Annotated in this window: 20 protein-coding genes; 8 read left to right on the plus strand and 12 right to left on the minus strand. The window is 64.0% G+C overall.

Going from position 1 to position 23,170, the window contains the following annotated elements; all coding sequences use genetic code 11:
- Positions 1 to 535: 535 nt before the first annotated feature.
- From DB032_RS21860 to DB032_RS21870, 3 genes are all read left to right on the plus strand, one after another.
- A complete protein-coding gene (locus DB032_RS21860; RefSeq protein WP_107801308.1) occupies positions 536 to 4,012 on the plus strand; it encodes an indolepyruvate ferredoxin oxidoreductase family protein in 3,477 nt (1,158 codons plus the stop codon).
- Positions 4,013 to 4,220: 208 nt separating this feature from the next.
- A complete protein-coding gene (locus DB032_RS21865; protein ID WP_107801309.1) occupies positions 4,221 to 4,772 on the plus strand; it encodes a hypothetical protein in 552 nt (183 codons plus the stop codon).
- A gap of 74 nt (positions 4,773 to 4,846) precedes the next feature.
- Positions 4,847 to 5,380 (plus strand): DUF2059 domain-containing protein, encoded by a 534-nt coding sequence (locus DB032_RS21870; protein WP_107801310.1) that lies wholly within the window; start codon positions 4,847 to 4,849, stop codon positions 5,378 to 5,380.
- Positions 5,381 to 5,444: 64 nt separating this feature from the next.
- On the opposite strand, the gene DB032_RS21875 is transcribed toward DB032_RS21870, so the two are convergent.
- The 5 genes from DB032_RS21875 to DB032_RS21895 all read right to left on the minus strand — a co-directional run bounded on the left by DB032_RS21875 (position 5,445) and on the right by DB032_RS21895 (position 10,024).
- Complete coding sequence (locus tag DB032_RS21875; RefSeq protein WP_107801311.1) at positions 5,445 to 6,248, minus strand: mechanosensitive ion channel family protein; 804 nt, start codon at positions 6,246 to 6,248, stop codon at positions 5,445 to 5,447.
- A gap of 157 nt (positions 6,249 to 6,405) precedes the next feature.
- On the minus strand, positions 6,406 to 7,134 hold the full coding sequence (locus DB032_RS21880; protein ID WP_107801312.1) for an NAD-dependent protein deacylase: 729 nt from the start codon (positions 7,132 to 7,134) through the stop codon (positions 6,406 to 6,408).
- 98 nt (positions 7,135 to 7,232) lie between these two features.
- A complete protein-coding gene (locus DB032_RS21885; RefSeq protein WP_107801313.1) occupies positions 7,233 to 7,571 on the minus strand; it encodes a nucleotide pyrophosphohydrolase in 339 nt (112 codons plus the stop codon).
- Between the two features lie 187 nt (positions 7,572 to 7,758).
- Positions 7,759 to 9,666 (minus strand): bifunctional 2',3'-cyclic-nucleotide 2'-phosphodiesterase/3'-nucleotidase, encoded by a 1,908-nt coding sequence (locus DB032_RS21890; RefSeq protein ID WP_107801314.1) that lies wholly within the window; start codon positions 9,664 to 9,666, stop codon positions 7,759 to 7,761.
- 34 nt (positions 9,667 to 9,700) lie between these two features.
- Complete coding sequence (locus DB032_RS21895; protein WP_107801315.1) at positions 9,701 to 10,024, minus strand: helix-turn-helix domain-containing protein; 324 nt, start codon at positions 10,022 to 10,024, stop codon at positions 9,701 to 9,703.
- A 103-nt stretch (positions 10,025 to 10,127) separates the two neighbouring features.
- Here DB032_RS21895 and DB032_RS21900 point away from each other — a divergent pair, with 103 nt between their 5' ends.
- Positions 10,128 to 10,667, plus strand: coding sequence for an NAD(P)H-dependent oxidoreductase (locus DB032_RS21900; protein ID WP_107801316.1), 540 nt, complete (start codon positions 10,128 to 10,130; stop codon positions 10,665 to 10,667).
- A gap of 83 nt (positions 10,668 to 10,750) precedes the next feature.
- Here the strand turns inward: DB032_RS21900 and gstA are convergent, their stop codons facing one another.
- The 4 genes from gstA to DB032_RS21920 form a co-directional block, all read right to left on the minus strand.
- Positions 10,751 to 11,362 (minus strand): glutathione transferase GstA, encoded by a 612-nt coding sequence (gene gstA, locus DB032_RS21905; protein ID WP_107801317.1) that lies wholly within the window; start codon positions 11,360 to 11,362, stop codon positions 10,751 to 10,753.
- A 121-nt stretch (positions 11,363 to 11,483) separates the two neighbouring features.
- Positions 11,484 to 12,053 (minus strand): DUF4337 domain-containing protein, encoded by a 570-nt coding sequence (locus DB032_RS21910; RefSeq protein WP_107801318.1) that lies wholly within the window; start codon positions 12,051 to 12,053, stop codon positions 11,484 to 11,486.
- A gap of 82 nt (positions 12,054 to 12,135) precedes the next feature.
- Positions 12,136 to 12,420 (minus strand): VF530 family DNA-binding protein, encoded by a 285-nt coding sequence (locus DB032_RS21915; RefSeq protein ID WP_107801319.1) that lies wholly within the window; start codon positions 12,418 to 12,420, stop codon positions 12,136 to 12,138.
- Between the two features lie 64 nt (positions 12,421 to 12,484).
- On the minus strand, positions 12,485 to 14,755 hold the full coding sequence (locus DB032_RS21920) for a TerB family tellurite resistance protein (RefSeq protein ID WP_107801320.1): 2,271 nt from the start codon (positions 14,753 to 14,755) through the stop codon (positions 12,485 to 12,487).
- 229 nt (positions 14,756 to 14,984) lie between these two features.
- Between DB032_RS21920 and DB032_RS21925 the strand changes: the two genes are divergently transcribed.
- Positions 14,985 to 15,464 carry a Spy/CpxP family protein refolding chaperone gene (locus DB032_RS21925; RefSeq protein ID WP_107801321.1) on the plus strand — a complete coding sequence of 160 codons (480 nt, stop codon included), beginning with the start codon at positions 14,985 to 14,987 and terminating at the stop codon, positions 15,462 to 15,464.
- 325 nt (positions 15,465 to 15,789) lie between these two features.
- The gene (locus DB032_RS21930; protein WP_052051842.1) at positions 15,790 to 16,263 is read left to right on the plus strand and encodes a Spy/CpxP family protein refolding chaperone; all 474 of its coding nucleotides are present in this window, start codon (positions 15,790 to 15,792) and stop codon (positions 16,261 to 16,263) included.
- A gap of 73 nt (positions 16,264 to 16,336) precedes the next feature.
- Here the strand turns inward: DB032_RS21930 and DB032_RS21935 are convergent, their stop codons facing one another.
- The 3 genes from DB032_RS21935 to DB032_RS21945 form a co-directional block, all read right to left on the minus strand.
- The gene (locus tag DB032_RS21935) at positions 16,337 to 16,804 is read right to left on the minus strand and encodes a DMT family transporter (protein WP_107801322.1); all 468 of its coding nucleotides are present in this window, start codon (positions 16,802 to 16,804) and stop codon (positions 16,337 to 16,339) included.
- A 28-nt stretch (positions 16,805 to 16,832) separates the two neighbouring features.
- On the minus strand, positions 16,833 to 17,243 hold the full coding sequence (locus tag DB032_RS21940; RefSeq protein WP_107801323.1) for a YkgJ family cysteine cluster protein: 411 nt from the start codon (positions 17,241 to 17,243) through the stop codon (positions 16,833 to 16,835).
- 148 nt (positions 17,244 to 17,391) lie between these two features.
- Complete coding sequence (locus tag DB032_RS21945; RefSeq protein WP_107801324.1) at positions 17,392 to 19,371, minus strand: U32 family peptidase; 1,980 nt, start codon at positions 19,369 to 19,371, stop codon at positions 17,392 to 17,394.
- Between the two features lie 225 nt (positions 19,372 to 19,596).
- On the opposite strand from DB032_RS21945, the gene DB032_RS21950 reads away from it, so the two are divergent.
- Together DB032_RS21950 and DB032_RS21955 are read left to right on the plus strand one after the other, a co-directional pair.
- On the plus strand, positions 19,597 to 21,294 hold the full coding sequence (locus DB032_RS21950) for a methyl-accepting chemotaxis protein (RefSeq protein WP_107801325.1): 1,698 nt from the start codon (positions 19,597 to 19,599) through the stop codon (positions 21,292 to 21,294).
- A gap of 447 nt (positions 21,295 to 21,741) precedes the next feature.
- Positions 21,742 to 23,124 (plus strand): OprD family outer membrane porin, encoded by a 1,383-nt coding sequence (locus DB032_RS21955; protein ID WP_107801326.1) that lies wholly within the window; start codon positions 21,742 to 21,744, stop codon positions 23,122 to 23,124.
- Positions 23,125 to 23,170: the final 46 nt, after the last annotated feature.

Genomic DNA, 23,170 nt, shown 5'->3' on the forward strand with positions numbered 1-23,170 from the left:
TATTCAATCAACAGATTGTTCAATATTTAAAACAATGACTTTCCGGATGGCAAACATGCTGCGCTGGCACAATCGCCGCAGTCGCCGTCCAATTCAGTCAATCTCTTTGACGTTGACGTAAACGTAACTTATAGTCCGATCAAATAGAGAAAAGACTCTAGAAACCAGCCCCGGACCAGGGACCGCGCCGACATGCAGAACATGCCGGCGATCAAAAAAACACCGGCTGGAAGATGGAGCTCAACCGCTGACAGCAAAGGAGAAGCCGTCGGCGCCGCACAGACCGCACACATGCGGCGGGCGCAGACACACCGGGCCGCCGCCCTTGCATAGAACCTGTTCAATGTCTGCCGCGCTCAACGCGCGAAACTTGAAACAGGCTCTCATAAGGGCGGTGACACCGGGCCAGCGGGTCTAAAACTTAAGGAGAAGGCCGGCCGAACGCGCCCACAAGGCGCAGGCCGGCCCCATCGCCACAAGCGATGGGACGTCCGCCGCGCGGCGGACGCGCCCGAGAATGACAGGAGGAGAAACCATGTCGATCCGCCACGCAGACCTGGAAGAAAAATACACGGCCCCCACCGGCCAGGTGCTGATGACCGGGATTCAGGCGCTGGTGCGCCTGCCCATGCTGCAACAACAACTGGACCGCGCCGCTGGGCTCAATACCGCCGGCTACGTCACCGGCTACCGCGGCTCTCCGCTGGGCAACGTCGACCAGACCATGCAGAAGGCCGGCAAATACCTGAAGGAACACAATGTGGTGTTCCACCCCGGCCTCAACGAGGACCTGGCCGCCACCGCGGTCTGGGGCACCCAGCAGGTGAATATGTTCGACGGCCCCAAATACGACGGCGTCTACGCGCTGTGGTACGGCAAGGGCCCGGGCGTGGACCGCTCCGGCGACGTGCTCAAGCACGGCAACGCCGCCGGCACCAGCCGCCACGGCGGCGTGCTGCTGGTAGCCGGCGACGACCACGCGGCCAAGTCGTCCACCTTCCCGCATCAATCCGACCACATCCTCGCCGCCAGCATGATTCCGGTGCTCAGCCCGTCCGGGGTGCAGGAAATCCTGGACTACGGCCTGCACGGCTGGGCGATGAGCCGCTATTCCGGCTGTTGGGTATCGATCAAGGCGATCTCCGACACCATTGAAAGCTCCGCCATCGTCGACATCTCCCCGGAACGGCTGCAGTTCAAGATTCCGGAAGACTTCCCCTTGCCCGAGGACGGCCTCAACATCCGCTGGCCGGACGCGCCGCTGGCGCAGGAAAAACGCGTGCTGCACCACCGCCTGTACGCGGCGCTGGCCTATGCCCGCGCAAACAAGCTGAACCACATCACGCTGGACTCCCCCAAGCCGCGGCTGGGCATCATCACCTGTGGCAAAAGCTATCTGGACGTGATGCAGGCGCTGGACGATCTGGGCATAGACGAGGCGCTGGCCGCCGACATCGGCCTGCGCATCTTCAAGGTGGGCATGGTCTGGCCGCTGGAGCCGGAAGGCGTGCGCCAGTTCGCAGAAGGTCTGGAAGAGATCCTGGTGGTGGAGGAAAAACGCCAGATCATCGAATACCAGTTGAAAGAGCAGCTGTACAACTGGCGCGACGACGTGCGCCCGCGCGTGGTGGGCAAGTTCGCCGAAAAAGGCGAATGGGCGCTGCCGCACGGCGACTGGCTGCTGCCGGCCGCCGGCGAGCTGACCCCGGCGATGATCGCCCGCGCCATCGCCGGCCGGCTGGCGCTGATCTTCGACAGCCCCATCATCCACGACAGGCTGAAGTTCTACGACGACAAGGAAGCCCAGCTGGTCAAACCGCGCGAGTCCATCGCCCGCGTGCCCCACTACTGCTCCGGCTGTCCGCACAACACCAGCACCAAGGTGCCGGAAGGCAGCCGCGCCGTCGCCGGCATCGGCTGCCACTATATGGCGCACTGGATTCAGGCAGACAGCACCAAGACCTTCACCCAGATGGGCGGCGAAGGCATCACCTGGGTGGGCCAGGCGCCGTTCACCCACACCAAGCACATTTTCACCAATCTGGGCGACGGCACCTACTTCCACTCCGGCCTGCTGGCCATCCGCGCCGCCGTGGCCGCCAAGGTCAACATCACCTACAAGATCCTGTACAACGACGCAGTGGCGATGACCGGCGGCCAGCACGTGGACGGCTATCTGGACGTGCCCATGATCACCCGCCAGCTGGCGGCCGAGGGCATCAAGCGCATCGTGATCACCAGCGACGATCCGGACAAATACCAGAACGTCCAGGGCCTGGCGGCCGGCGTGGAAGTCTTCCACCGCCGCGAACTGGACCGGCTGCAAAAAGAACTGCGCGAAGTCGAAGGCACCACCATTCTGATCCACGATCAGACCTGCGCCGCCGAGAAGCGCCGCCGCCGCAAACGCGGCGACTACCCCGACCCGGCCAAGCGCGCCTTCATCAACCAGCAGGTCTGCGAAGGCTGCGGCGATTGCGGCCAGAAATCCGGCTGTCTGTCGGTGTTGCCGGTGGAAACCCCGCTGGGCCGCAAACGCAAGATCGACCAGTCCAGCTGCAATAAGGACTACTCCTGCGTAGAGGGCTTCTGCCCCAGCTTCGTCACCGTGGAAGGCGGCCAGCTGAAGAAATCCGCCGGCAGCAGCGCCAGCCTGGGCGCGATGCCGGCGCTGCCGGAGCCGACGATTCCGCAGCTCCACGAACCGTTCAGCATCATGGTCACCGGCGTCGGCGGCACCGGCGTGGTCACCATAGGCCAGGTGCTGGGCATGGCCGCCTATCTGGACCGCAAGGGCGTCACCGTGCTGGACATGGCCGGCCTGGCGCAGAAAGGCGGTTCGGTGTGGTCGCATGTGCGCATCGCCGACAGCCAGGACAAGCTGCACGCGGTGCGCATCGCCGCCGGCGACGCCAACCTGGTGCTGGGCTGCGATCTGGTGGTCACCGCCGCCGAGGAGGCGCTGGCCAAGATGCGCGACGGCTTCAGCCACGCCATCGTCAACAACTACGAATCGCCGACCAGCGCCTTCCTGAAAAACCCGGACGTGCGCTTCCCCAGCAAGGCGATGAAGGACGCCGTCGTCGAATCGGTGGGCGCCGGCCGCTACAGCGAGGTCAACGCCACCCGGCTGGCCACCTCGCTGCTGGGCGACGCCATCGCCAGCAATATGTTCATGCTGGGCTACGCCTGGCAAAAGGGTTTGGTGCCGGTGACGCTGGAAGCCATCATGGAGGCGGTGCGCCTGAACGGCGCCGCGGTCAAGTTCAATCAGGACGCCTTCAGCTGGGGCCGCCACGCCGCCCATGATCCGGCGCGCATCGAAGCGCTGGTCAGCCCGTCGGCGGTGGTGGCCTTCGTTCCACGTGAAACGCCGGACGCGGTGCTGCACCATCGCGCCAGCGCGCTGACCGCCTACCAGAACGCGGCGCTGGCCGAACGCTACAAGGCGCTGGTCGGCCGCGTGCGCCAGGCCGAGGAAGCGCTGAACCCGGCCAGCAGCGCGCTGACGCTGGCGGTGGCCAAGAACTACTACCATGTGCTGGCCTACAAGGACGAATTCGAAGTGGCCCGGCTCTACACCGACGGCGGCTTCCAGCGCGAGCTGGCGCAGCAGTTCGACGGCGATTACCAGCTGCGCTTCCACATCGGCGCCGGCTGGATCACCGGCGGCCAGCCGCGCAAAGTGGCTTTCGGCCCCTGGCTGCTGACCGGCATGAAGTGGCTGGCCAAGCTGCGCTTCCTGCGCGGCACCCTGCTGGACCCGTTCGCTTGGCAGGCCGACCGCAAGCTGGAGCGCCGGCTGATCGGCGAGTTCGAACAACAGGTGGACGCCTTGCTGGGCGGTCTGACGCTGGACGCGCTGCCGCGCGCGGTGGAGCTGGTGAAAACCTGGGAAGGCGTGCGCGGCTTCGGCCACATCAAGGAGCGCAACTACCAGCAGGCCAAGAGCAAACAAACGCAGCTGCTGAGCGAGCTGAAGCCGGGGGGCAAAAACCGCCAGGTGGCCTAAGTTGAACAGATTGAAGTTGCTGTAAACGTAGTACCCGAGTGTTCCTACAGCTTGCGGGCGTCGACCAAGGTCGACGCCCTTTTTTTACCCATTCTTTCTGCCGGTCGCGCCCTGCTCGCATTGAAAATGCCAAAAGCATTTCCTAGCCTCAAGACTGGCGCACTCTCGCGCCGTCCCATCCCAAGCTTGTCCGCATAGGAGACCCCATATGTCCCTGAACTGTCGCCACTGGCTGCTCGCCTCCGCCTGCGCGCTGCTATTGGGCTGCGCGTCCACGCCCGGCAGCGACCGCTGCGCCGGCCTGACCCAGCCAGCCCTGCCCGGCATGGCCGCGGTGGACAATCCCGATCTGCTGAACAGCGCATTGGGCCAGCCCGGCAAAGGCGGCCTGTGCGCCGGCCAGGTACGGCGCCAGGAGCCGGCGGATCAAACCGTGACGGTCTACCGCGTGTACGACAGCGCCAAGGCCAATTCGCGGCTGGGCCGCTGGTGGTCGTTCAGCCAGCCGCAAGGGCCGGTGGCCGCCTACCGCGCCGCCAACGCCATCTGCCCAAGCTGGAGCCAGCTCAACCGCATGGTGCGCTGCCAATTGAAAGTGGGCGCCCAGGTGGCGGTGGGCCCGGGCCAGAGCGCCGATTGCGCGCCGGACGCCAACTATCCGCCCTCGCCGGTCAACCAGGTCTACATCCCCAACGCCAGCCCGGACAGCCTGCTGGTGGAGCGCTGCGAGGACCTGGGAGATTTCCCGCCGGCCTCTTGAGCGAGACCCCACTCAATTGACGCCAACCTTCTAAGCCATCAGCATGGTCGTTTATTCCAACAAGAGAAACGACCATGCGCCTTAAGCCCCTTCTCGCCGCCGGCCTGTGCGCCGCGCTGTTCCACGCCGGCCCGGCGTTCGCCGCCGAAGACAGCGTCGCCGCCGCCAAAGCCCTGCTGCGGGCGATGCGTTACGACGAGATCATCGCGCAAACGATGCAACAGATGGAAGCCTCCATGCAGCAGCAAATGGAGCAGCAGCTGTGGCAAAACCTGCCAAACTGCGCGGAAACGCCGGACTGCAAAAGCAAGGTCGGCGCTTTTCTGCAGCAGGTGATGAAAACCCAGCAAGCCTATTTCCACTCCCCCGAAACCCGCAAATTGATGAACGAAGTGCAGGTCCAGGCGCTGAGCAAGAATTTCAGCGTCGCCGAGATCCGCGAGATGAGCGCTTTCTATCAGACCCCCACCGGCAGCAAGATGCTGCGGCTGATGCCCAAGATCACGGCGGAAATCGGTCCGGTGCTGATGAAGGACATCGGCCAGCGCTTGATGCCCGAGCTCAAGCAGCAGATGGACGAGTTCGCGCGGCGGAACGACGTCCGCTAAACCGGCCAACACGCAGCAAAACGGGGCCAGCGGCCCCGTTATTGTTGTCCAGCGCCCGCGGCGCTCAGCTCTGACGCACCACCATCGCCTGCTCCGGCGCCGGGAAGCCGCCGGCGGCCAGGGTCTCGCGAATCACGCGGTTGCTGTCGAAATACACCTGCCAGTAATCCTGCGGCTTGCAATAAGGCCGCACCGCCAACACCGGTCCCAAGGGCGTGAACTCCAGCAGGCCGATGTCCGGCGCCGGGCTGGCCAGCACATTGGGCACCTTGGCCACCGTCTCCCGCAGCAAGCTCATCGCCGCGGCGTGATCGGCGCTGGCGGCCAACTGGGCTTTCAAATCCACCCGCCGCTGTTCGTTGACGCTGAAGTTCTGGATGGTGTCGGAGAAGATCTTGTTATTGCCGATCAGGGTCAGCACCCCGTCCGGCGTGTCCACCGCGGTGGCGAACAAGCCGATGTGCTTGACCGTGCCGATCACGCCGGCCACGCCCACCAGATCGCCCACTTTGAACGGCCGCAACACCACCAGGAAGATGCCGGCGGCGAAATTGGCCAGCAGTCCGCTCCAGGCCATGCCCACCGCCACGCCGGCGGCGGCGATCACCGCGGCGAAGGTGGTGGTCTGCACCCCGAAGAAACCGAGGATGCCGATCACCAGCACAATGGTCAGCGTCACGTCCAGGAAGGACTTCACGTACTGGCGGATGGTGTGGTCCAGCGACTTGCTGGCCAGCTTGGCGTCCAGCAGCCGGGTGGCGAAATTGATCAGCCAGCGGCCCACCAGCCACAGCAAGATGGCCGACAATATATTGAGGCCGATCTTCACCGCCAGATCGGTCCAGTGAGTCCAGTTAATGGCATCCATTTGTAAATTCCCCTTTTGAACGGTTTTGCAACATGTTTAAAGATAGGAGTTTGCCACAGAAATACCAAATGAATTTTAAATGCGAAACCGCCTCATCGTTTTTTAGCGCCGGTTCAAAGTCCCGCGAGCCGACGCGCGGCGGGACCTGCGCCGCCTCTCAAGCGTCGGACAAGGCGCGGCAGGTCTCCCCGATGCCGCCCAGAATGCGCAGGTCGAAAGCGTGGTCCATGCGCGTGGGCGTGTAATTGATCAAGGCGGTGGCCACGCCGGCCTGCGCCGCCTCCAGCGGGATCAGATTGACCGGCGACACCTCCAACGACGAGCCCATCACCAGCAGCAGGTCCGCCTGCAAGGCGGCGTCGAAGGCCAGCTCGATCAAGGGCACCGCCTCCCCGTACAGCACCACGTCGGGCTTGAGCACGTCGTGACACAGCCGGCAGACCGGCAGCGGGTGATGCAGCACGTAGTCCAGCGCGTGAGTGGTGTCGCAGCTGGGGCAGCTGGCGGTCAGCAAGCTGCCGTGCAATTCCAACACCTGGCCGCTGCCGGCGCGCGCGTGCAGGCCGTCTATGTTCTGAGTCAGCACTGTCACCCGCTTGCCCTGCTGCTCCAATTCCGCCAGAAACTGGTGGCCGGCGTTGGGCCGGTAATCGCCAATCAACTTGATGCGGAAGATCTCGCGAAACGCCTGCCAGAACGCCTCCGGATCGCGACGAAAATAATCGATGGACACCACTTCGGCCAGGCTCATGCTGCGCGACCACAGGCCGTTGGCGGAGCGGAAATCCGGGATGCCGGATTCGGTGCTCATGCCGGCGCCGGTCAGCGCCACAATGGTTTCCGCCTGCTCCAGCATCTGGCGCAGGCGGTGGATTTGCTCGGACATCTATGCATTCCAGCTATTGATTGAATCCACTATAGAAGCTGGCCGCGTCATGCACTCGCGTACCGTGGCCTCAGCTTAGCCGTTTTCATGCCATACGCTCAGCCGGCCGTTGGCACAGGGTATTTGACGGCGTTCTTGGCCATTTTGTCGCGTACCGCCGCGTCCAGGTCCACTCCCGTCACCATCGCCAGCCGCGTCAGGTAGAGCAGCACATCGGCGATTTCCTCCTGCAGATGGGTGAAGCGCGCCGGATCGTCGCGCAGCGCGGCGGCTTCCTCGTCGCTCAGCCATTGGAAGATTTCCGCCAGTTCGCCCACCTCGCCCACCAGCGCCAGCATCAGGCCGCGCGGCGTGTGGTAGCGGTTCCAGTCGCGTTCATCGGCAAAACGCTGCAATGCGGCGGTGAGTTTTTCAGTAGCAATCAGGGCTTCGGTCATCGTTCAATCCGGGTTTCACATGGAACATCAGGCGCTTGCCGCCTCAGAGCCTGTTCAAAAGCTCGCGAGCGAGACAGGGCGTTGCGGCTGAGAAAGCAGAGTGTACATACGGTACATGAGTATTTCGAAGTTGTACTCAACCGTGCCACGTCTCAGCAGACTTTGAACAGGTTCTTAAACCTTTCTCTTATTCCGCCAATTCCAGGCTCACCGAACCGTCGCCATGCTCCGCCGCCAGGCGGAACTGCGGCTGGCGCGCCAGATAGCGCAACGCGCCGGCGCCGGTGTCGAAGCGCATGGCGACGCCGGCTACCGGCAGGATGCGCCAGGCCGGCTTGGCCGCCGGGTCCACCACCTTGCGCTCGGCCAGATAGGCGGCCACCGCCGCGCGGTTTTCGTCCGGAGAATCCACCACCACGCGGCTGGCGTCTATGCCGGGGAAGTGGCCGCCGCCGGAGGCGCGGTAGTTGTTGGTGGCCACCAGGAAACCGGCGTTCTCGTCTATCGGCTTGCCCTGATAGCTCAGCTTGACGATGCGATGGCTGTCCGGCGCAACCAGCTTGCCGTCGGCGTCGTAGCGCGCCGGCCGGCTGACGTCGATCTCATAGCTGACGCCGGCGATGCTGTCGAAGTTGTAAGAGCGGAATTCCGGGTTCAGCAGCGGCTGGGTCTTGGGGCCCTTGGGATCGACGCGCAGGAACTGCCCGGCCGACATCTCCAGCCACTCGCGCACTTCGCGGCCGCTGACCTTCACCGCCTTCAGCGTATTGGGATAGATGTAGAGATCGGCCAGATTGCGGATCGCCAGCGGACCGGCCGGGATGTCGGTGTAGTAATTCCAGCCCTGGCGGCCGCCGGCCTTGAACGGCGCGGCGGCGGACAATACCGGCAAGCCTTCGTACTCGGTGCCCTTGATCGCGTTCTTCACATACCAGGCCTGGGCCTCGGCCACGATCTGCACCGAGGGATCGTCCGCCGCCTGGGCGAAGTAGCTGTAAATCGGCGCGCGGGTTTCCGCCACCTTGCCGCGCACATAGTCCAGCGTCCGGCGGTGCTCGGCGGCGATCAGCTCGGCCACCTTGGGCTCGGCGGCCGCCAGCGATTTCTTGGCCAGCTTGTCGTAGACGGCGCGCAGGCCGGCCTGCTTGCCGCTCACCTTCCAGCCGCCGTCGCCCCGCTCCAGCACCAGGTCCACCACGCCGATATGATCGCCCCAACGTCCCGGCATCACCGCCGGTACGCCGTTGATGGTGCCGGCGGCCAGGTCCACCTTGGGATAGCCGGCGAAGGCGGAAGACGGGAATTCCGCGTGAGCGTGGCCAAACAAGATGGCGTCGATGCCGGCCACCTCGGCCAGGCCGGCCACCGAGTTCTCGGCGAAGCGCGCGCTCTCGCCTTTTTCGAAACCGGAATGCGGCACCGCAATCACGATGTCGGCGCCCTTCTGCTTGAGTTCAGGCAGATAGCGGCGCGCGGTGTCGACGATGTCCCTCACCTCCACCTTGCCCTGCAGATTGGCCTTGTCCCACTGCATGATCTGCGGCGGCACAAAGCCGATCACGCCGATGTTCAGCGTCTGCGGCCGTCCGTCCTCGTCCTTGAACTCCCGCTTGAGCAACACATAGGGCTGGAAATACGGCCGGCCGGTCTTGGCGTCCACCACATTGGCGTTGACGTAGGGAAAGGCCGCCGTCTTCAGCGCCTGACCCAGAAAGGGCAAGCCGTAATTGAACTCGTGGTTGCCGATATTGCCGGCGTCGTAACCCAGCCAGTTGAGCACTTTGTAGGCGGGATGAACCTCGCCGGCGCGCAGCGGCTGAACCTTGGCCACCAGATCGCCCAGCGGATTGCCTTGCAACAGATCGCCGTTGTCTATCAGCAGGCTGTTGCGCGCCTCTTGCCGCGCCGCGCGGATCAGCGTCGCCGCGCGCGCCAGGCCGAAGTCCTGCGTCGGCTTGTCCTGGTAGTAATCGTAATCCAGCAGGTTCATGTGCACGTCGGAGGTTTCCAGCACCCGCAGCTTCAGCGGGGCGGCCCAAGCGTTCACGGCCGTCGCGGCCAGCAGGGAGGTGAGGAGGAGAGGCGCAAGTTTCACGGGACAGCCTTTTTCTGGTTTTATCGCGCCCGCATTATACGCCCGCCGTCGGCCGCTCCAGATAGAAAGCGCCCCAGGCGCACATCGCGTCTATCACCGGCCGCAGCGTGTCGCCCAGCTCGGTCAGCCGGTAATCCACCCGCGGCGGCACTTCAGCGTAAACCGTGCGCGCGATCAGGCCGTCGCGCTCCAGTTCGCGCAGTTGCTCGGTCAACACTTTCTGCGACACCCCGCCCAGCAAGCGGCGCAGTTCGCCGGTGCGCCGGCTGTCCTCGGACAAATGGCAGAGGATCGCGCATTTCCATTTGCCGCCCACCAGCCGCACGGTGGCGTCGATGGGGAAATTCAGTTCGCTCATGCGGGCACAGTTACCTCTTGGTGCTTATGAAACAAAAAAGTGCATACTTATCAACAACTTGATCCGTTGTTAGCATGCCCTCTCCCATTTTACAGGAAGCGCCATGAAAACCCTGATCATCGTTGCCCACCCCGATCTGGAACAATCCCGAATCAACCGCCGCTGGATGGCCGCGTTATGCCGGCACCCGGAGCGCTACACCGTGCACTCGCTCTATCAGGCCTACCCGGACGGCAAGATCGACGTGGCGCGCGAACAGGCGCTGCTGAACCGCCACCAACGCATCGTGCTGCAATTCCCGCTGTACTGGTTCAGTTCGCCGCCTCTGTTGAAAACCTGGCAGGACCAGGTGCTGGACGAGGGCTTCGCCATCGGCGCATGGCCGGAAGACTGGCGCATGCGGGACAAGCGCATCAGCGTGGCGGTGTCCACCGGCATACGCGAGCGGGACTTCGCGCCCGACGGCCGCTATCTGTACCGGATGGAGGAAGTGCTGCGGCCGTTCGAGCTGACCTGCCGCTACCTCCGCGCCGAATGGCTGCCCGGCTTCACGCTGCACGGCGCCGAGCACGATCTGAGCGACGCCGAGATCGAGGCCAGCGCGGACGCGTATCTGCGGCACCTGCAGGCCGAGGCGATATAAATCCACTCGCCATGAAAAATGCCCGGCCGAAGCCGGGCATGATCTTGTCTGGAACGGAGAACGTATTCCTGTTCCAGTTGGAATTATTCCAGCAAGCCTTCCGCCTTCAAGGCCTGCTGCACAAAGGGCAGCGCCGCCACGCGTTTCTGGAAATCGATCAGCGCCGGGAAATCGCCCAGCGAGCGCTGGACGAACTGCGCCCAGTTCAGGCAGGTGAACAGATAGGCGTCGGCCACGCTGAAACGTTCACCCAGCAGATAGGGCGTTTTCGCCAGCTGCTGTTCCGCCAGTCCCAGGCGGCGGGTCAGCTTGTCCCAGGCCTGCTGCTTGAGCTCGTCGCTATTGGGGTAGAACAGCGGCGAGAAGCCCTTGTGCACCTCGGTGGAGATATAGTTCAGCCACTCTTGCAGCCGGTAGCGCTCCAGCGTGCCGTTGGCCGGCGCCAACTGCTTGGCCGGCACCTGATCCGCCAGGTATTGCACGATGGCCACGCCCTCGGCCAGCAGTTCGCCGTTGTCCAGCTGCAAGGCCGGCACATAGCCGCGCGGATTGATGGTGGAGAAGTCCACCCCGCCCTCGGTCAGATGCGGCTGAACCTTGAGATTGACCTTCTCGGTATCGAAGGGCAGGCCGCTGGCGAACAACACGATATGCGGGGACAGCGAGCAGGCGCCGGGGGAAAAATACAGTTTCATCGCTTTTCTCCAGTTCAGAATGTCTCGGGACAAAACGCAGGATTGCGGAAAACCCGGACAGCCTGATCCAAATCGATGACAGTTGCAACCCTGCCGCCGATAGGGCCGCAGCCTCGGCGGCTCAGCCCAGCAAGGAAACGATCCAGCCCGGATGGATGTTCCAGCCGGCAAAGCCCGCCAGCCAGAAAAACACGCCCAGCGCGCCAAAAGCCCAGGCGCACAAGAGCGGGATGAAATTGGCGGCCAGCGCCGCCACCGCGGCGCAGGCGACGGCGATGGACAGGCCGGCGTCGCTGACGTCGAACAGCTCATGGCGAGCGTTCAACTCCTCGAAGCCCTGCTCCTTGGCCTTGGCTTTCTGCTGCAAAGCCTGCGCCTCCGCCGCGTAGCGGGCGATATCGCCTTGAATCGTCGCTTGCTCCGGCCGCAAGGCCGCCGCCGCCGCCGGATTGGCCAGCGCCAGCAAACGCGCCTGGCGCAGGCTGCTTTCCGCCAGATGCTGTTTGATCTTCTTGGATTGGTATTCGGACCAGCCGTCCACGGCGTCCGCCTTCAAGAGCTGGCGCGCCTGCACGATATTGTCGTCCTTCAGCTTGCCCAGTCCCATGAACACCGACAGCAGCACCACGGTCAGCGCCACCAGGCTGTTCAAGTACTTCTTCTCCGCTTCCACGCTGATTTCCAGTTCCATCTCACGCTCCCGGCTGACGATAGGGGGTTCCCATCGCCATAACGCAATACAGTGTCAAACCGTGGACAGGGACAATGGATCGTCAGGACGATTTTTTGGAAAATAGCCGCGGACGGGAGTCCGTTCCGGAACCGGCGGCCGCTTGCGGCCGGGTCTTCAGCGCCACGAACAAGTCTTCCACCTGCTGGCGCGCCCACGGGGTGCGGCGCAAGAAGGCCAGGCTGGATTTGACGCTGGGATCGTGATTGAAGCAGCGGATCTGGATGCGCCGGCCCAGCTCCGGCCAGCCGTAGTGGCCGACCAGCTGGTTCAACATCTGTTCCAGCGTGACGCCGTGGGTGGGGTTCTTGGCTTGCGATGCGTTCATGATCGTGTTTTCTGGCTTGAGCGGGCGCAGTGTACCTTGCGCCCGCCGCGCCGCAAAGCCATCCTCACGCGGCCGGCTTGGGCTTGCGTTGCCGCGGCGCGCGCTGGGGCGCGGGCTTGACGGGCGCCGGGGCCGGGGCGGGAGCGGCGTGCCGCTGCGCCAAGCCCATCGCCAGCGCCAGCCGGCCCAGCCGCTGTTGTTTTTCGCCGCTGATGGGCCCGGCCGCCTGCAACAACAGGATGGCCAATTCCAACGAGAACTGGCGCTGCTCCTCGGTGGGCAGCAAATGCTCCAGCGTCGCCAGCGCGCGTTTCTCGTCGTTGCGCACCAGCCAGGTTTGCCGCCGCACCGCCTGCTTGAACTGCTCCAGCGTCAAATCCTCGCCCAGGGCGGTTTCCTGCATCACCCGGCGGATGGCGTTGAACGGCCTCACGTCCACCACGCCGTTGCCGATGGCGACATAGATCAGCAGCCGCAAAAAGCCGTCCACCGGCCCGCCCTCGGCGTAATGGGCCTCCAACTCCTGGCGCTTGAGCCGCAGCATCTCGCTGCGCTCCCAGCTGCCGTCCGCCTTGCGCACTCCGTATTCGCGCTGCGGCTTCAAGCCGGTCAGCGCCGCGCTCCACGGCGATTCGAACAGGCTACGGAAACTCAGTTCCTGCCAGGCGTCGCGGCCGTCGCGCCAGCCGTCCAGCGCGGTCTCCATCAAGCGCGCGTAGCTTTGCTGCCATTGCCAGAAGGGATTGTCCTCCGCCGCCGGCCGCCTCTCGTCGCGCACTTGCTCCGCCCATTGCCTCAGCCCGGCCAGCCAGGGGTTGCGGCTGGAGAACCAGCGCCGCTCCAGGCGCGACGGATGCATTTCGCGCCACCAGCGCGCGGTGTGCTCATTGCCGTACAAACGCAGCCAGGGCGAGACAAAGGTGTCGTACAACTGCTGGTTGACCTCGCCCACCCGACGCACCACTTCGAAGGCGGCCTCGCCCTGGCGGCCGTCGCCCAAGGCCAGGATGTCGTCGATGTCGCGCGGCTCGAAGCGGATCACATAGCGCCCTTGCAGATATTCCAGCCCGGCCATTTCCGGGTGGGTATCGGTGATGATGGCCTCGTACAGGCCGGGCGGCAGCACGTCGATCAGGTCCAGCGCGCTGGCCAGTTCGCTGTGCTCCTTGTTGGCCACGCCGGCGGACACGAAAATGCCCAGATGGCCCACCTGCTCGTGCAGGCAATAGACGATGGTCTGCTCATTGACGCGGATGTCCTCCACGCTGTGGTACAGATCCGCGATCCAGAACAAGGCCTGTTGCGGCGGCGTGATGTTGTCGCCCCAGGAGGCGAACACCACGATGGGCGAACGGATATTGCGCAAATCCACCGCCTGCCGCCCCTGCTCCAGCGTCACCTCGCCGTGGCTCAGCCGGTTGCCGACGAACAGGTTCTGCACAATCCACTCCATTTCCGCCTTGTTCAGCAGATAGTGGCCGCCCCACCAGCGTTCGAACTCCAGAAAGCGTTCGCGCTCGCTGTCCACCTTGGCGTACAGGGTGTAAGGTTTTTTCCAGTAGGTGTTGGCCGGGTCCAGCTGCTCGAAATTGCTGACCAGGTGGGCGCCGTCGAACTGGCCGTGGCCCAGGTCTCCGGCCAGGGAGGCCATCCAGGTGCCGCCGTAGAGGCCGCCGGAATAACGCATCGGATTCTTGCCGGCCACGCCGGCCCAGTAGGACAAGGGCGAACCGGCCAGCAGGATGGGGCCCACCAGTTCCGGCGCGGTGGCCGCCAGCATCGCCAAGGCCCAGCCGCCCTGGCAATTGCCGATGACGAAGGGCTTGCCGGAACTGTGCGGATGCAGTTGATTGACCTTTTGCAGAAAGATTTTCTCGGCCCGCCACACGCATTCAATCGTCTGCTTGGGCTCCGGCACCGGGAAGAACATCACGAAATAACAAGGATGGCCTTGGCGCAGCGCGATGCCGATCTCGCTGTCCATCTTGAAACCGCCTATGCCGGGCCCGTGGCCGGCGCGCGGGTCTATCACCACGAAAGGCCGTTTGGCCGGGTCCGGTTTCGGGCAGCCGTCCGGCGGACGGATGGCCGACAAGGCGTAATTGACCGGCTGTTCCAGTTCGCGGCCGTCGACGATGATGTCGTAGTCGAACACCAGCACCGGCGGGTGGCCGGAGGCGGCGTGCTCCAGATAGGTGTCGCCGCGCTGGCGCAAAATATCGCAATACAGCACGGAACGCTGCCAGGCATCGATCCAATATTCCACCAAGGCGCCGTTCAAACCGCCCGCGCCCAGCGCGGAGAACCAAGGAAATGAAGAGTCAGGCAGGCTCATGCGAAAACGCTCCGGCGACGATAAGGGAATGCCGCAATTCACTCTAGTTCAAATCCCCGCACCGGTCGGGAAAAAGCCCGTAGGCAAAACGCTTGCGGACGGGCTTTACATTTGGTAACAATTGACCCCGGCCAACTCATACTTAATTGACAGTCGCCATCCAGAATAATGGAGTGATCCTGCCGATGCCGTCCGCCCGCGTCGCAGCCATCAATGGAATGGCCCGCCTATGAAACCGCAGATACCCTTTATACTCGCCAGCCTCGTCGCCGGCGCCGCTCTGGCCGCGCCGCCGGAGCCCGCATGCCCGCCGATGGGCAACTTCGCCGGCCGGTCGTGGAAGATAGACCCGGCCAAGCGCGACGCCTTCATCGCCCAGCACCAGAAAGCGCTGCACGACAAGCTCAAGATACAGCCGGCGCAGGAAGCCGCCTGGCTGGCCTTTGCCAGCGCCACCCGCCCCGGCCCGCCGCCGCCTTGCGAAAACGCGTCCACCGCGCCCGAGCGCATGGAGCAGCGCGTGCTGATGGCGCAGCGCCACTTGCTGAACCTGCAAAAACGGCTGGAAGCGCTCAAATCCTTCTACGGCCAGCTCACGCCCGAGCAGCAAAAAATCATGGACCAGGACAGCCCGCCGTTGATGGGCGGCCGAGGCCAGGGGCCGATGCGCAAACTGCAGGCCGGCCAAGGCAACGAGCCCCACAACTAAGAAGCGGTTCAAAGCCTCGCGAGCAAGATCGAGGCAAGACCTTGCGGCTGAGAAAGCGGAAGGCGCCCACGGCAGATGGGCAGGTCGCGTCTCACCAAGCGCAGCAGGCTTTGAACAGACTCTAAGCATTGCTTAATCGCCTCGCCGGCAGGACAGAACCTTAAGCAGCCGGCCCCCGACGACATCTCTCCGCGCATTGTTGCAAACTGCTAAGCCGGCCGGCCCGGTTAACACTCGATAACAAGCCCCGCCCTAGCCGCAACACTTGCCAGACATCCGTGGTCAATACTGGCTGCATGATCAACCTCGGTAGGAGTCTTCAATCATGACCAAGCTGTTCAAGCCCATGCTGATCGCCACGCTGCTGGCCGCCGGCGTTGCCGGTTCCGCGCTGGCCGCCGGCGAGGCCCCGACGCAAAGCCCGATGCCGATGATGGAAAAAGGCCGCCACATGGACCCGGCCCAGCGCGAAGCCATGGCCGCGCGCCATCTGCAAGGGCTACACGATCAACTGAAGCTGCAGGCGAACCAGGAAGCCGCCTGGAAAACCTTCGCCGCCTCGATGAAGCCGGGCGAACGGATGATGCCGCCCAAGCCCCAGGCCGGCGACACCGCGCCGCAGCGCATGGAGCGCATGCTGGACATGATGAAACAACATCAGGACGCGATGCAGAAGCGCCTGGACGCGCTGAAAACCTTCTACGCCCAACTGACGCCGGAGCAACAGAAGGTGATGGACCAATGGCACGGCCAGATGGGCCGCCGCATGAGTCCGATGGCCAAGCCGCAACCCAAGTAAGCGCCGCGCGCCGGCCCAAAAAAACGGCAGCCTCTGGCTGCCGTTTTTAGCATGTTGACTCCGCGCCCATCGTTCAAGCGCGTCCAAACCACTTGTCGCCGAAGTTGACCAACAACACCCCGCCCACCACCAGCGCCGCGCCCAGCAGCCGAGGCGCGTTCACCTCGCGCAGCGGCATCGCCAGCCAACCGAAACGGTCGAACATCAGGGATACGCACACCTGGCCGGCGATCACCAGGGACAGCATGGCCGCCACGCCCAGCCGCGGCGCCAGCAAGGTAGTGCCGAACACGAACATCGCCCCCATCGCGCCGCCCAGCAACATCCACCACTCTACCCGGCCCAACTGCGCCAAATCCTGCCATTTTTGACCGGTGGCGACGGCCAGGCCGGCCAGACACAGGCTGCCCACGGAGAACGACACCAGCGCCGCCAGCAGCGTGCTATTGCCCAGCACGCCCTTGAGCTGGTTGTTGATGGCGGCTTGCAGCGGCACCACGACGCCGATGAGGAAAGCGAATAAAGGATAAATGGGGTTCATGACGATCCAGTCGAATCAACGGAGGGTTTCACGTGAAACAGCGTTCACGCCGCGGTGTTGCGATGGAAAGCGATCTTCTGCGGATTGCGGGTATACGCTTGGGGCCCACCTTGGGATGGTTGCGGCAGGTGTTGGGCCGCCGCTCGTAGATAGTGCACAAACGGGTCTTCTGATCCAGGTGCATGCAATCGCCGTTGGCGCGCCGCGCCAGCGTGAACAGCTCGCGCTTGAAATTGAAGTGCTGGATCAGCCGCTGCTTTTCCAGGCGCTTGGCGATGTTCTTGATCGGTTCTTCCAACTCGAACTCGTCCACCACGCCCATGCGCACCAGATCGGGCAGCCGCACTTCCACCGGCATGGAACAGCAGCTGCCCATGCAGTCGTCGCATAAACCGTTCTTGTATTTGACCCAGGTGTCCAGGCGCTCGATGTCGGCCACGTTTGATTCCCCGTGCTGCCGGCGTGGCCGGCGATCGTTTATTAAAGGATTGTTCCAGAGAGGAAAAAAGGAAAGAGGCGCATTTTACGCGCCTCCCCGCCGCCGCCGCAATCGGCTCGCCGGCCGTTTCAGGCCGGCAATCCAGCGCTCAAGACTGCGGTCGCTGCTTGAAGAAGGTCAGGGGCGCGGTGTAGGGCACCTCGCTCGGCGGCGCCGCCTTCAGGATGTGCTTTTTCATCTTGCCCATCACATGCATCTCGCAGGGCCGGCATTCGAACTTCAGCGTATAGGTCTCGTTGCCGGACTTCAGCGTCATCGGATCGGCGCGCACCTGACCCATCACGCCCTTCACGCCCTTGGCCTGCTTCGGACACAGATTGAAGGAGAAGCGCAGGCAGTGCTTGGTGATCATCAGGCTGACCTCGCCCTCTTCCTCGTGCGCTTCGTAGGCGGCGTCGATGAGCTCCACCCCGTGCTTGCGGTAGAACTGCCAGGCCAGGTTGTTGTAGACATTGGCCAGATAGCTCAGCGTCTTTTCCGGATACGGCGCCGGCGGCTCCAGCGCCGCCTTGCGCGGCTGGCGCGGCCAGGCCTGCAAGCGCGCGGCCTCCAGCCGGGCGATGGCGTCGCGGCGCAGCGCGTTGATCGCCGAGGCCGGCGCGAACCACGGCTGGGACAGCTGCAGCGTCACCTCGTGGGCGACGAACATGGTGTTGCCCAGCTTGCCCAGATTGTCGCGCAGGCCGGCCAGCGCCTTGTCGGCGTCCTTGGCCGGCTCCAGCGCCAGCGGGCTACAGGCGGAGGCGCTGACGCCGTCCTCGTCGGTAACGCTCAGTTCCAGGCCTTCGGCGTTTTCGCTCAGCCTCATCCACACGCCCACCTTGCGTTCGGCGGACTTCTTCAGCAGCGCCAGTTCCCAGGCGTGGTCGCGGTTGCGGCTGATGTCCACGCCCGGCTTGAGACCGGCCAGCACCGAAACGTCGTTGGGAAACACCCGCCACAACAGCTCGCCGTCCGCGGTCTTACCCACTTGCTGCACGGTATTGGCCTGCACGCCCACCACTTCGCGCTTCTTCATGAAGTTGATGCCGTCGCCGTTGCTCATGGTTTCGCCGGTGGCGATCTCCAGCCAGTCCGGGCCCACCTTGCTGACCACGCCCAGGCCGACGCCGACGAATTTGGGCGAATCGAAGGCGCCGATGTCGATCTTGCGGCCGGTGGCGAAGTAGTCGGTGCCGCCGCGGTGGAAGGTCTTGTCCGGGTCAGGCGCGAAGAAGATCTCGCTGTCGCCGCTGGAGGCGCGCGCCAGCTCCGGCCGCCGCTCGATGATCTCGTCCAGCAGCAGCCGGTAATGGGCGGTGATGTTCTTCACATAGGACACGTCCTTGTAGCGGCCCTCGATCTTCAAGGAACGCACGCCGGCGTCCAGCAAGGCCTCCAGATTGGCGCTCTGGTTGTTGTCCTTCATCGACAGCAAATGCTTGTCGAAAGCCACCACGCCGCCGTCCTTGTCGGTCAGCGTGTACGGCAGCCTACAGGCTTGCGAACAGTCGCCGCGGTTGGCGCTGCGGCCGTTGTCGGCGTGGCTGATATAGCACTGGCCGGAGAAGGCCACGCACAGCGCGCCGTGGATGAAGTATTCGATGGTGGCGTCGTCGCCCACCGCATCCGCCGCCTTGCGGATTTGCGGAATGGTCAGCTCGCGGGCCAGCACCACCTGGGAGAAGCCGGCGTCGGACAGGAAACGCGCTTTTTCCGGCGTGCGGATGTCGCATTGGGTGGACGCGTGCAGCTGGATAGGCGGCAGGTCCAGTTCCAGGATGCCCATATCCTGGATGATCAGCGCGTCCACGCCGGCGTCGTACAACTGCCAGATCAGCTTGCGCGCCGGCTCCAGCTCGGCGTCGTGCAAGATGGTGTTGAGCGTGGCGAAGATGCGCGTGTGGTAACGGTGGGCGAACGCGGTCAGGCCGGCGATGTCCTCCACGCTATTACAGGCGTTGTGGCGCGCGCCGAAGCTGGGCCCGCCGATGTACACCGCGTCGGCGCCGTGCAAGATGGCCTCGCGGCCGATTTCGGCGGTCTTGGCGGGCGATAGCAACTCGATCTGGTGCGACAACAGGCTCATGGCGTTTCCTGACATTTAGTATAGGTGGCCGCGTCGGGCGATGGCGGCCGCAAAGGGGCGGAATTATAACGGAATCATGGAGTTATAGGTAGAATTTTGCAGCAGCGGCTTTTAAGTTAAACCCCCAGGTTCACGGCCTTGCCATGCCGCCGTCACATGCCGCGACTACACCTCCAAATAGTCAAAATCGGTTTTATGCATGTAAAAACCAATTCGGAGAGCGTCATGTTCAACCGCCTGACCATCGCCCAGCGCCTAAGCGCGCTCGTCGCGGCCCTGCTGGCCATCACCATCCTGATCAGCCTGTTTGGCCAACATGCGCAAAAAGGCATACTCGACGACTTCGCCACCACCTACAACGACCGGGTGGTCTGCCTGAAGCAGCTGAAAACCGTGGCCGACAGCTACGCGGTGGGCATTGTGGACGGCGCGCACAAGCTGCATGCCGGCGCCATCGACGCCGCCGGTTTTCTAGGCGGCATCGACGCCGCGCAGGCGGCGCTGAAAAAACAATGGGGCGATTACCGCGCCACCTATCTGACCGCCGAGGAAAAAACCCTGGCCGACCAGGCCGAGGCGGCGATGCGTCAGGCCGACGCCAGCGTGGCGCGGCTCAAAAGCCTGGCCCAGTCCGGGGACCGCGCCGCGATGCAGCTCTTCCTGGACAAGGAAATGTACCCGGCCATCGATCCCATCGCCAACCGCATCGCCGCGCTGATCGACTTGCAGCTGCGGGTGGCGGCGGAAGAGTTCGCCAAGGCGCAGGAACGCGCCGCCGCCAGCCGCGCCGTCGCCATCGCGCTCTTGATCTGCGGCGTGGCGCTGGGCGCCGTGCTGTCGCTGATCATCATCCGCTCGCTGATGGCCGAGCTGGGCGGCGAGCCGCGCGACGTGGTGGCGCTGACCGAACGCATCGCCAACGGCGACCTCAGCCAAAGACTGCAGGTCAAGGCGGGCGATCAGCACAGCGTGATCGCCTCCATGGCGCGGATGCAGAGCGGCTTGATCCGCATGGTGCGCGCCATGCAGCAGATCATCAGCCAGCTGAGCGCCAACGCCACCGAGCTGGCGGCGGCGGCGGAGCAGGTGGCCGCCAGCGCGGAGGAACAGACTCGCGCCGCCTCGTCGATGTCGGCGTCGGTGGAACAGTTGTCGGTCAGCATCTGCTCGGTGGACGACAACACCACGGACGTGGCCACCGAATCCGTCTCCACCGGCGAACTGGCCACCCGCGGCGAATCCATCATCGACCAGACCCTGCACACCATAGAATCGGTGGCCGACATGGCGCGCGCCTCGCAAGACCAGGCCGACCTGATGAGCAGCCGCTCGCAGCAGATCGCCAACGTGATCCAGGTGATACGCGACGTGGCGGACCAGACCAATCTGCTGGCGCTGAACGCCGCCATCGAGGCCGCGCGCGCCGGCGAACAGGGCCGCGGCTTCGCCGTGGTGGCCGACGAAGTGCGCAAACTGTCCGAGCGCACCGCCCAATCCACCTCCGAAATCGGCGCCAGCATCCGCGAAATGCTGGATAGCAGCGCCCACGTGGTGCAGAACATCCACCACACCGTGGACCATATGGAAGTGGGGCTGCAACAGGCCAGCGACGCGCGCGCCGCCATCACCGGCATCAACGACAAGGTGGCCAGGGTCAAGCAATCGCTGAGCGCGATCTCGGTGTCCCTGCACGAGCAGCAGGCCGCCGGCACCGGCATCGCCGCCAATGTGGAGAAAGTGGCGCAGATGTCCGAGGAAACCAGCGCCGCCGCCAGCCAGACCGCGGACTCCGCCAGCCAGATGGAACAGATGTCGCACGAGCTGCAATCCAGCATCAACTACTTCACCCTGCCTCAGGCCGGTCAAAGCCAGGGCGGCGAAACGCCGCTGCAGACCGGCCATTCGCTGGCGGCCGCCGGCTGAAGCGCCGCTTACCTCCTCTCCGCACTTGGCCTGGCGCTTGCCAGGCTTTTTTTTAGTCTGGCAATGGCCGGTGGCCTATGGGTCAGCCGGAGCCGGACTTGGCCTCAAGGTCATGCTGCATAGCAGCAATGTCGATAAGCGAACATTCTCCGCGCCCACACACGCTATCGCGACTGAAAACGCATAGCCTCCACGGCCAATCATTCGTTGGCGCTCCAAATTTCGTTCGTAAAAACAAAAAGCAGATGCCTTTCATTCGCATTCAGCGGCCATCTGACGTCAAAGAACGGCTACTTCCAGCAAACCCATGTGCATGGCAGCATTGCAACAATATGACGAATTATTTTGCAATACCAATGAGATACCAATTGAGAACCAGTAAAAGACCAGATAGTTTTAGCGCAGGACATCCGCCAGAGGTGTCGCCACGTGATTGGAGTGACTGAAATGCCTAAGCCGACCAAGCTTGCCCTACTGCTGTTGACCGCCCTGCCCTGTGTCGTCATGGCGGCGGAAGACTCGATTCCGACCAACGACACCTCGCCCACCCAGGGCGCGCCGTCCACCTTCGAACCGGTGGACGTCTACGACTTGATCACCAAGTCCGAAACCACCGTCAGCGCCATCTATTACGGCCGCAACCGCCAGGCGGACTGGCCGGCCCCGCCCAACGGCAAGAACCGCGACGACATCACCGTCAACGCGCTCAACCTGGGCCTGAACTTCCGCTCCGGCTACGCCTGGAACAAGCTGGGCTTCGACGCCGCCGCCCACGCCGCCATCCGCCTGGACAGCGGCAAAGGCTGGTCGGAAGTGCTGAATCACGACGTCAACGACAGCTCCCAGCCCGGCGGCGTGGACAAGAGCGCCGCGGTCTTGAGCCAGGCGGCGCTGAAATTCCGCCAGCACGAGGACGGCCAGGGCTTCTCCGCCCGCGCCGGCTACACTCCGATAGGCATCGGCACCCTGGGCACCTCCGGCGGCCTGCAATCCCACGCCTACCGCGGCGTGGAAATGAAATACAAGTTCGGCGACTTCGAAGTGGGCTACGGCTGGGCCGACCAGTTCCGCAACGAATGGGACACCCGCTTCCGCGACATGAGCAACTCCTGGGAACAGGGCCGCAGCAACGGCAGCGCCGCCAAGCGCGTCGACTACGTCAACAGCCTGGGCTTCCGCTACGCGCCCAAGAACGGCTTCGTCGACGTCGGCGTAGGCGAAGGCAAGGACTACCGCCGCAACGCCCAGATCGCCGGCTCCTACTCCTGGCAGCTCAACGGCGACGACAAGCTGACCGCCACCGGCTACTACTTCACCGGCAAGTACCAGACCCAGCTCTCCGGCATCCAGAACCCCAAGAACGAATACCACGCCAGCGGCAGCGTCAGCTACGCCACCAACGGCTGGACGCTGATGGGCGGCCTGGGCTACACCAAGGCCCCGGACTCCGGCGAACTGAACTTCCGCATGACGCCGTGGGGCAATAGCGACAACCGCAACTTCATCCAGACCTGGGGCCAGCTGGACGACTTCGTCTGGGACGGCACCACCGTCTACAAGCTGGGCGTCAACTACGACCTGGCCAAGGTGGGCGTGCCCGGCCTGACCGTGGGCCTGTCCGGCAACTACGCCACCGGAATGAAAAACCCGGGCAAGGCCGACACCAAGGCGCACGAGGTGGACTTCAGCATCGGCTACAGCGTGCAAAGCGGCATGTTCAAGGGCGCCAGCATCGGCGTCTACCCGGCCTGGCTGCGCACCGACGGCTTCTACGGCAAATCCGACCGCAACGACGTCAAGGTGATCGCTTCCTACAGCAAGACCTTCTGATCCGCGCGGCCGGCCGGGGCCTTTCCTCCCCCGTCCGGCCGCCGGC

The organism is Chromobacterium sp. Panama, from assembly GCF_003052555.1.
In the GTDB taxonomy this organism is placed as follows: Bacteria; Pseudomonadota; Gammaproteobacteria; order Burkholderiales; family Chromobacteriaceae; genus Chromobacterium.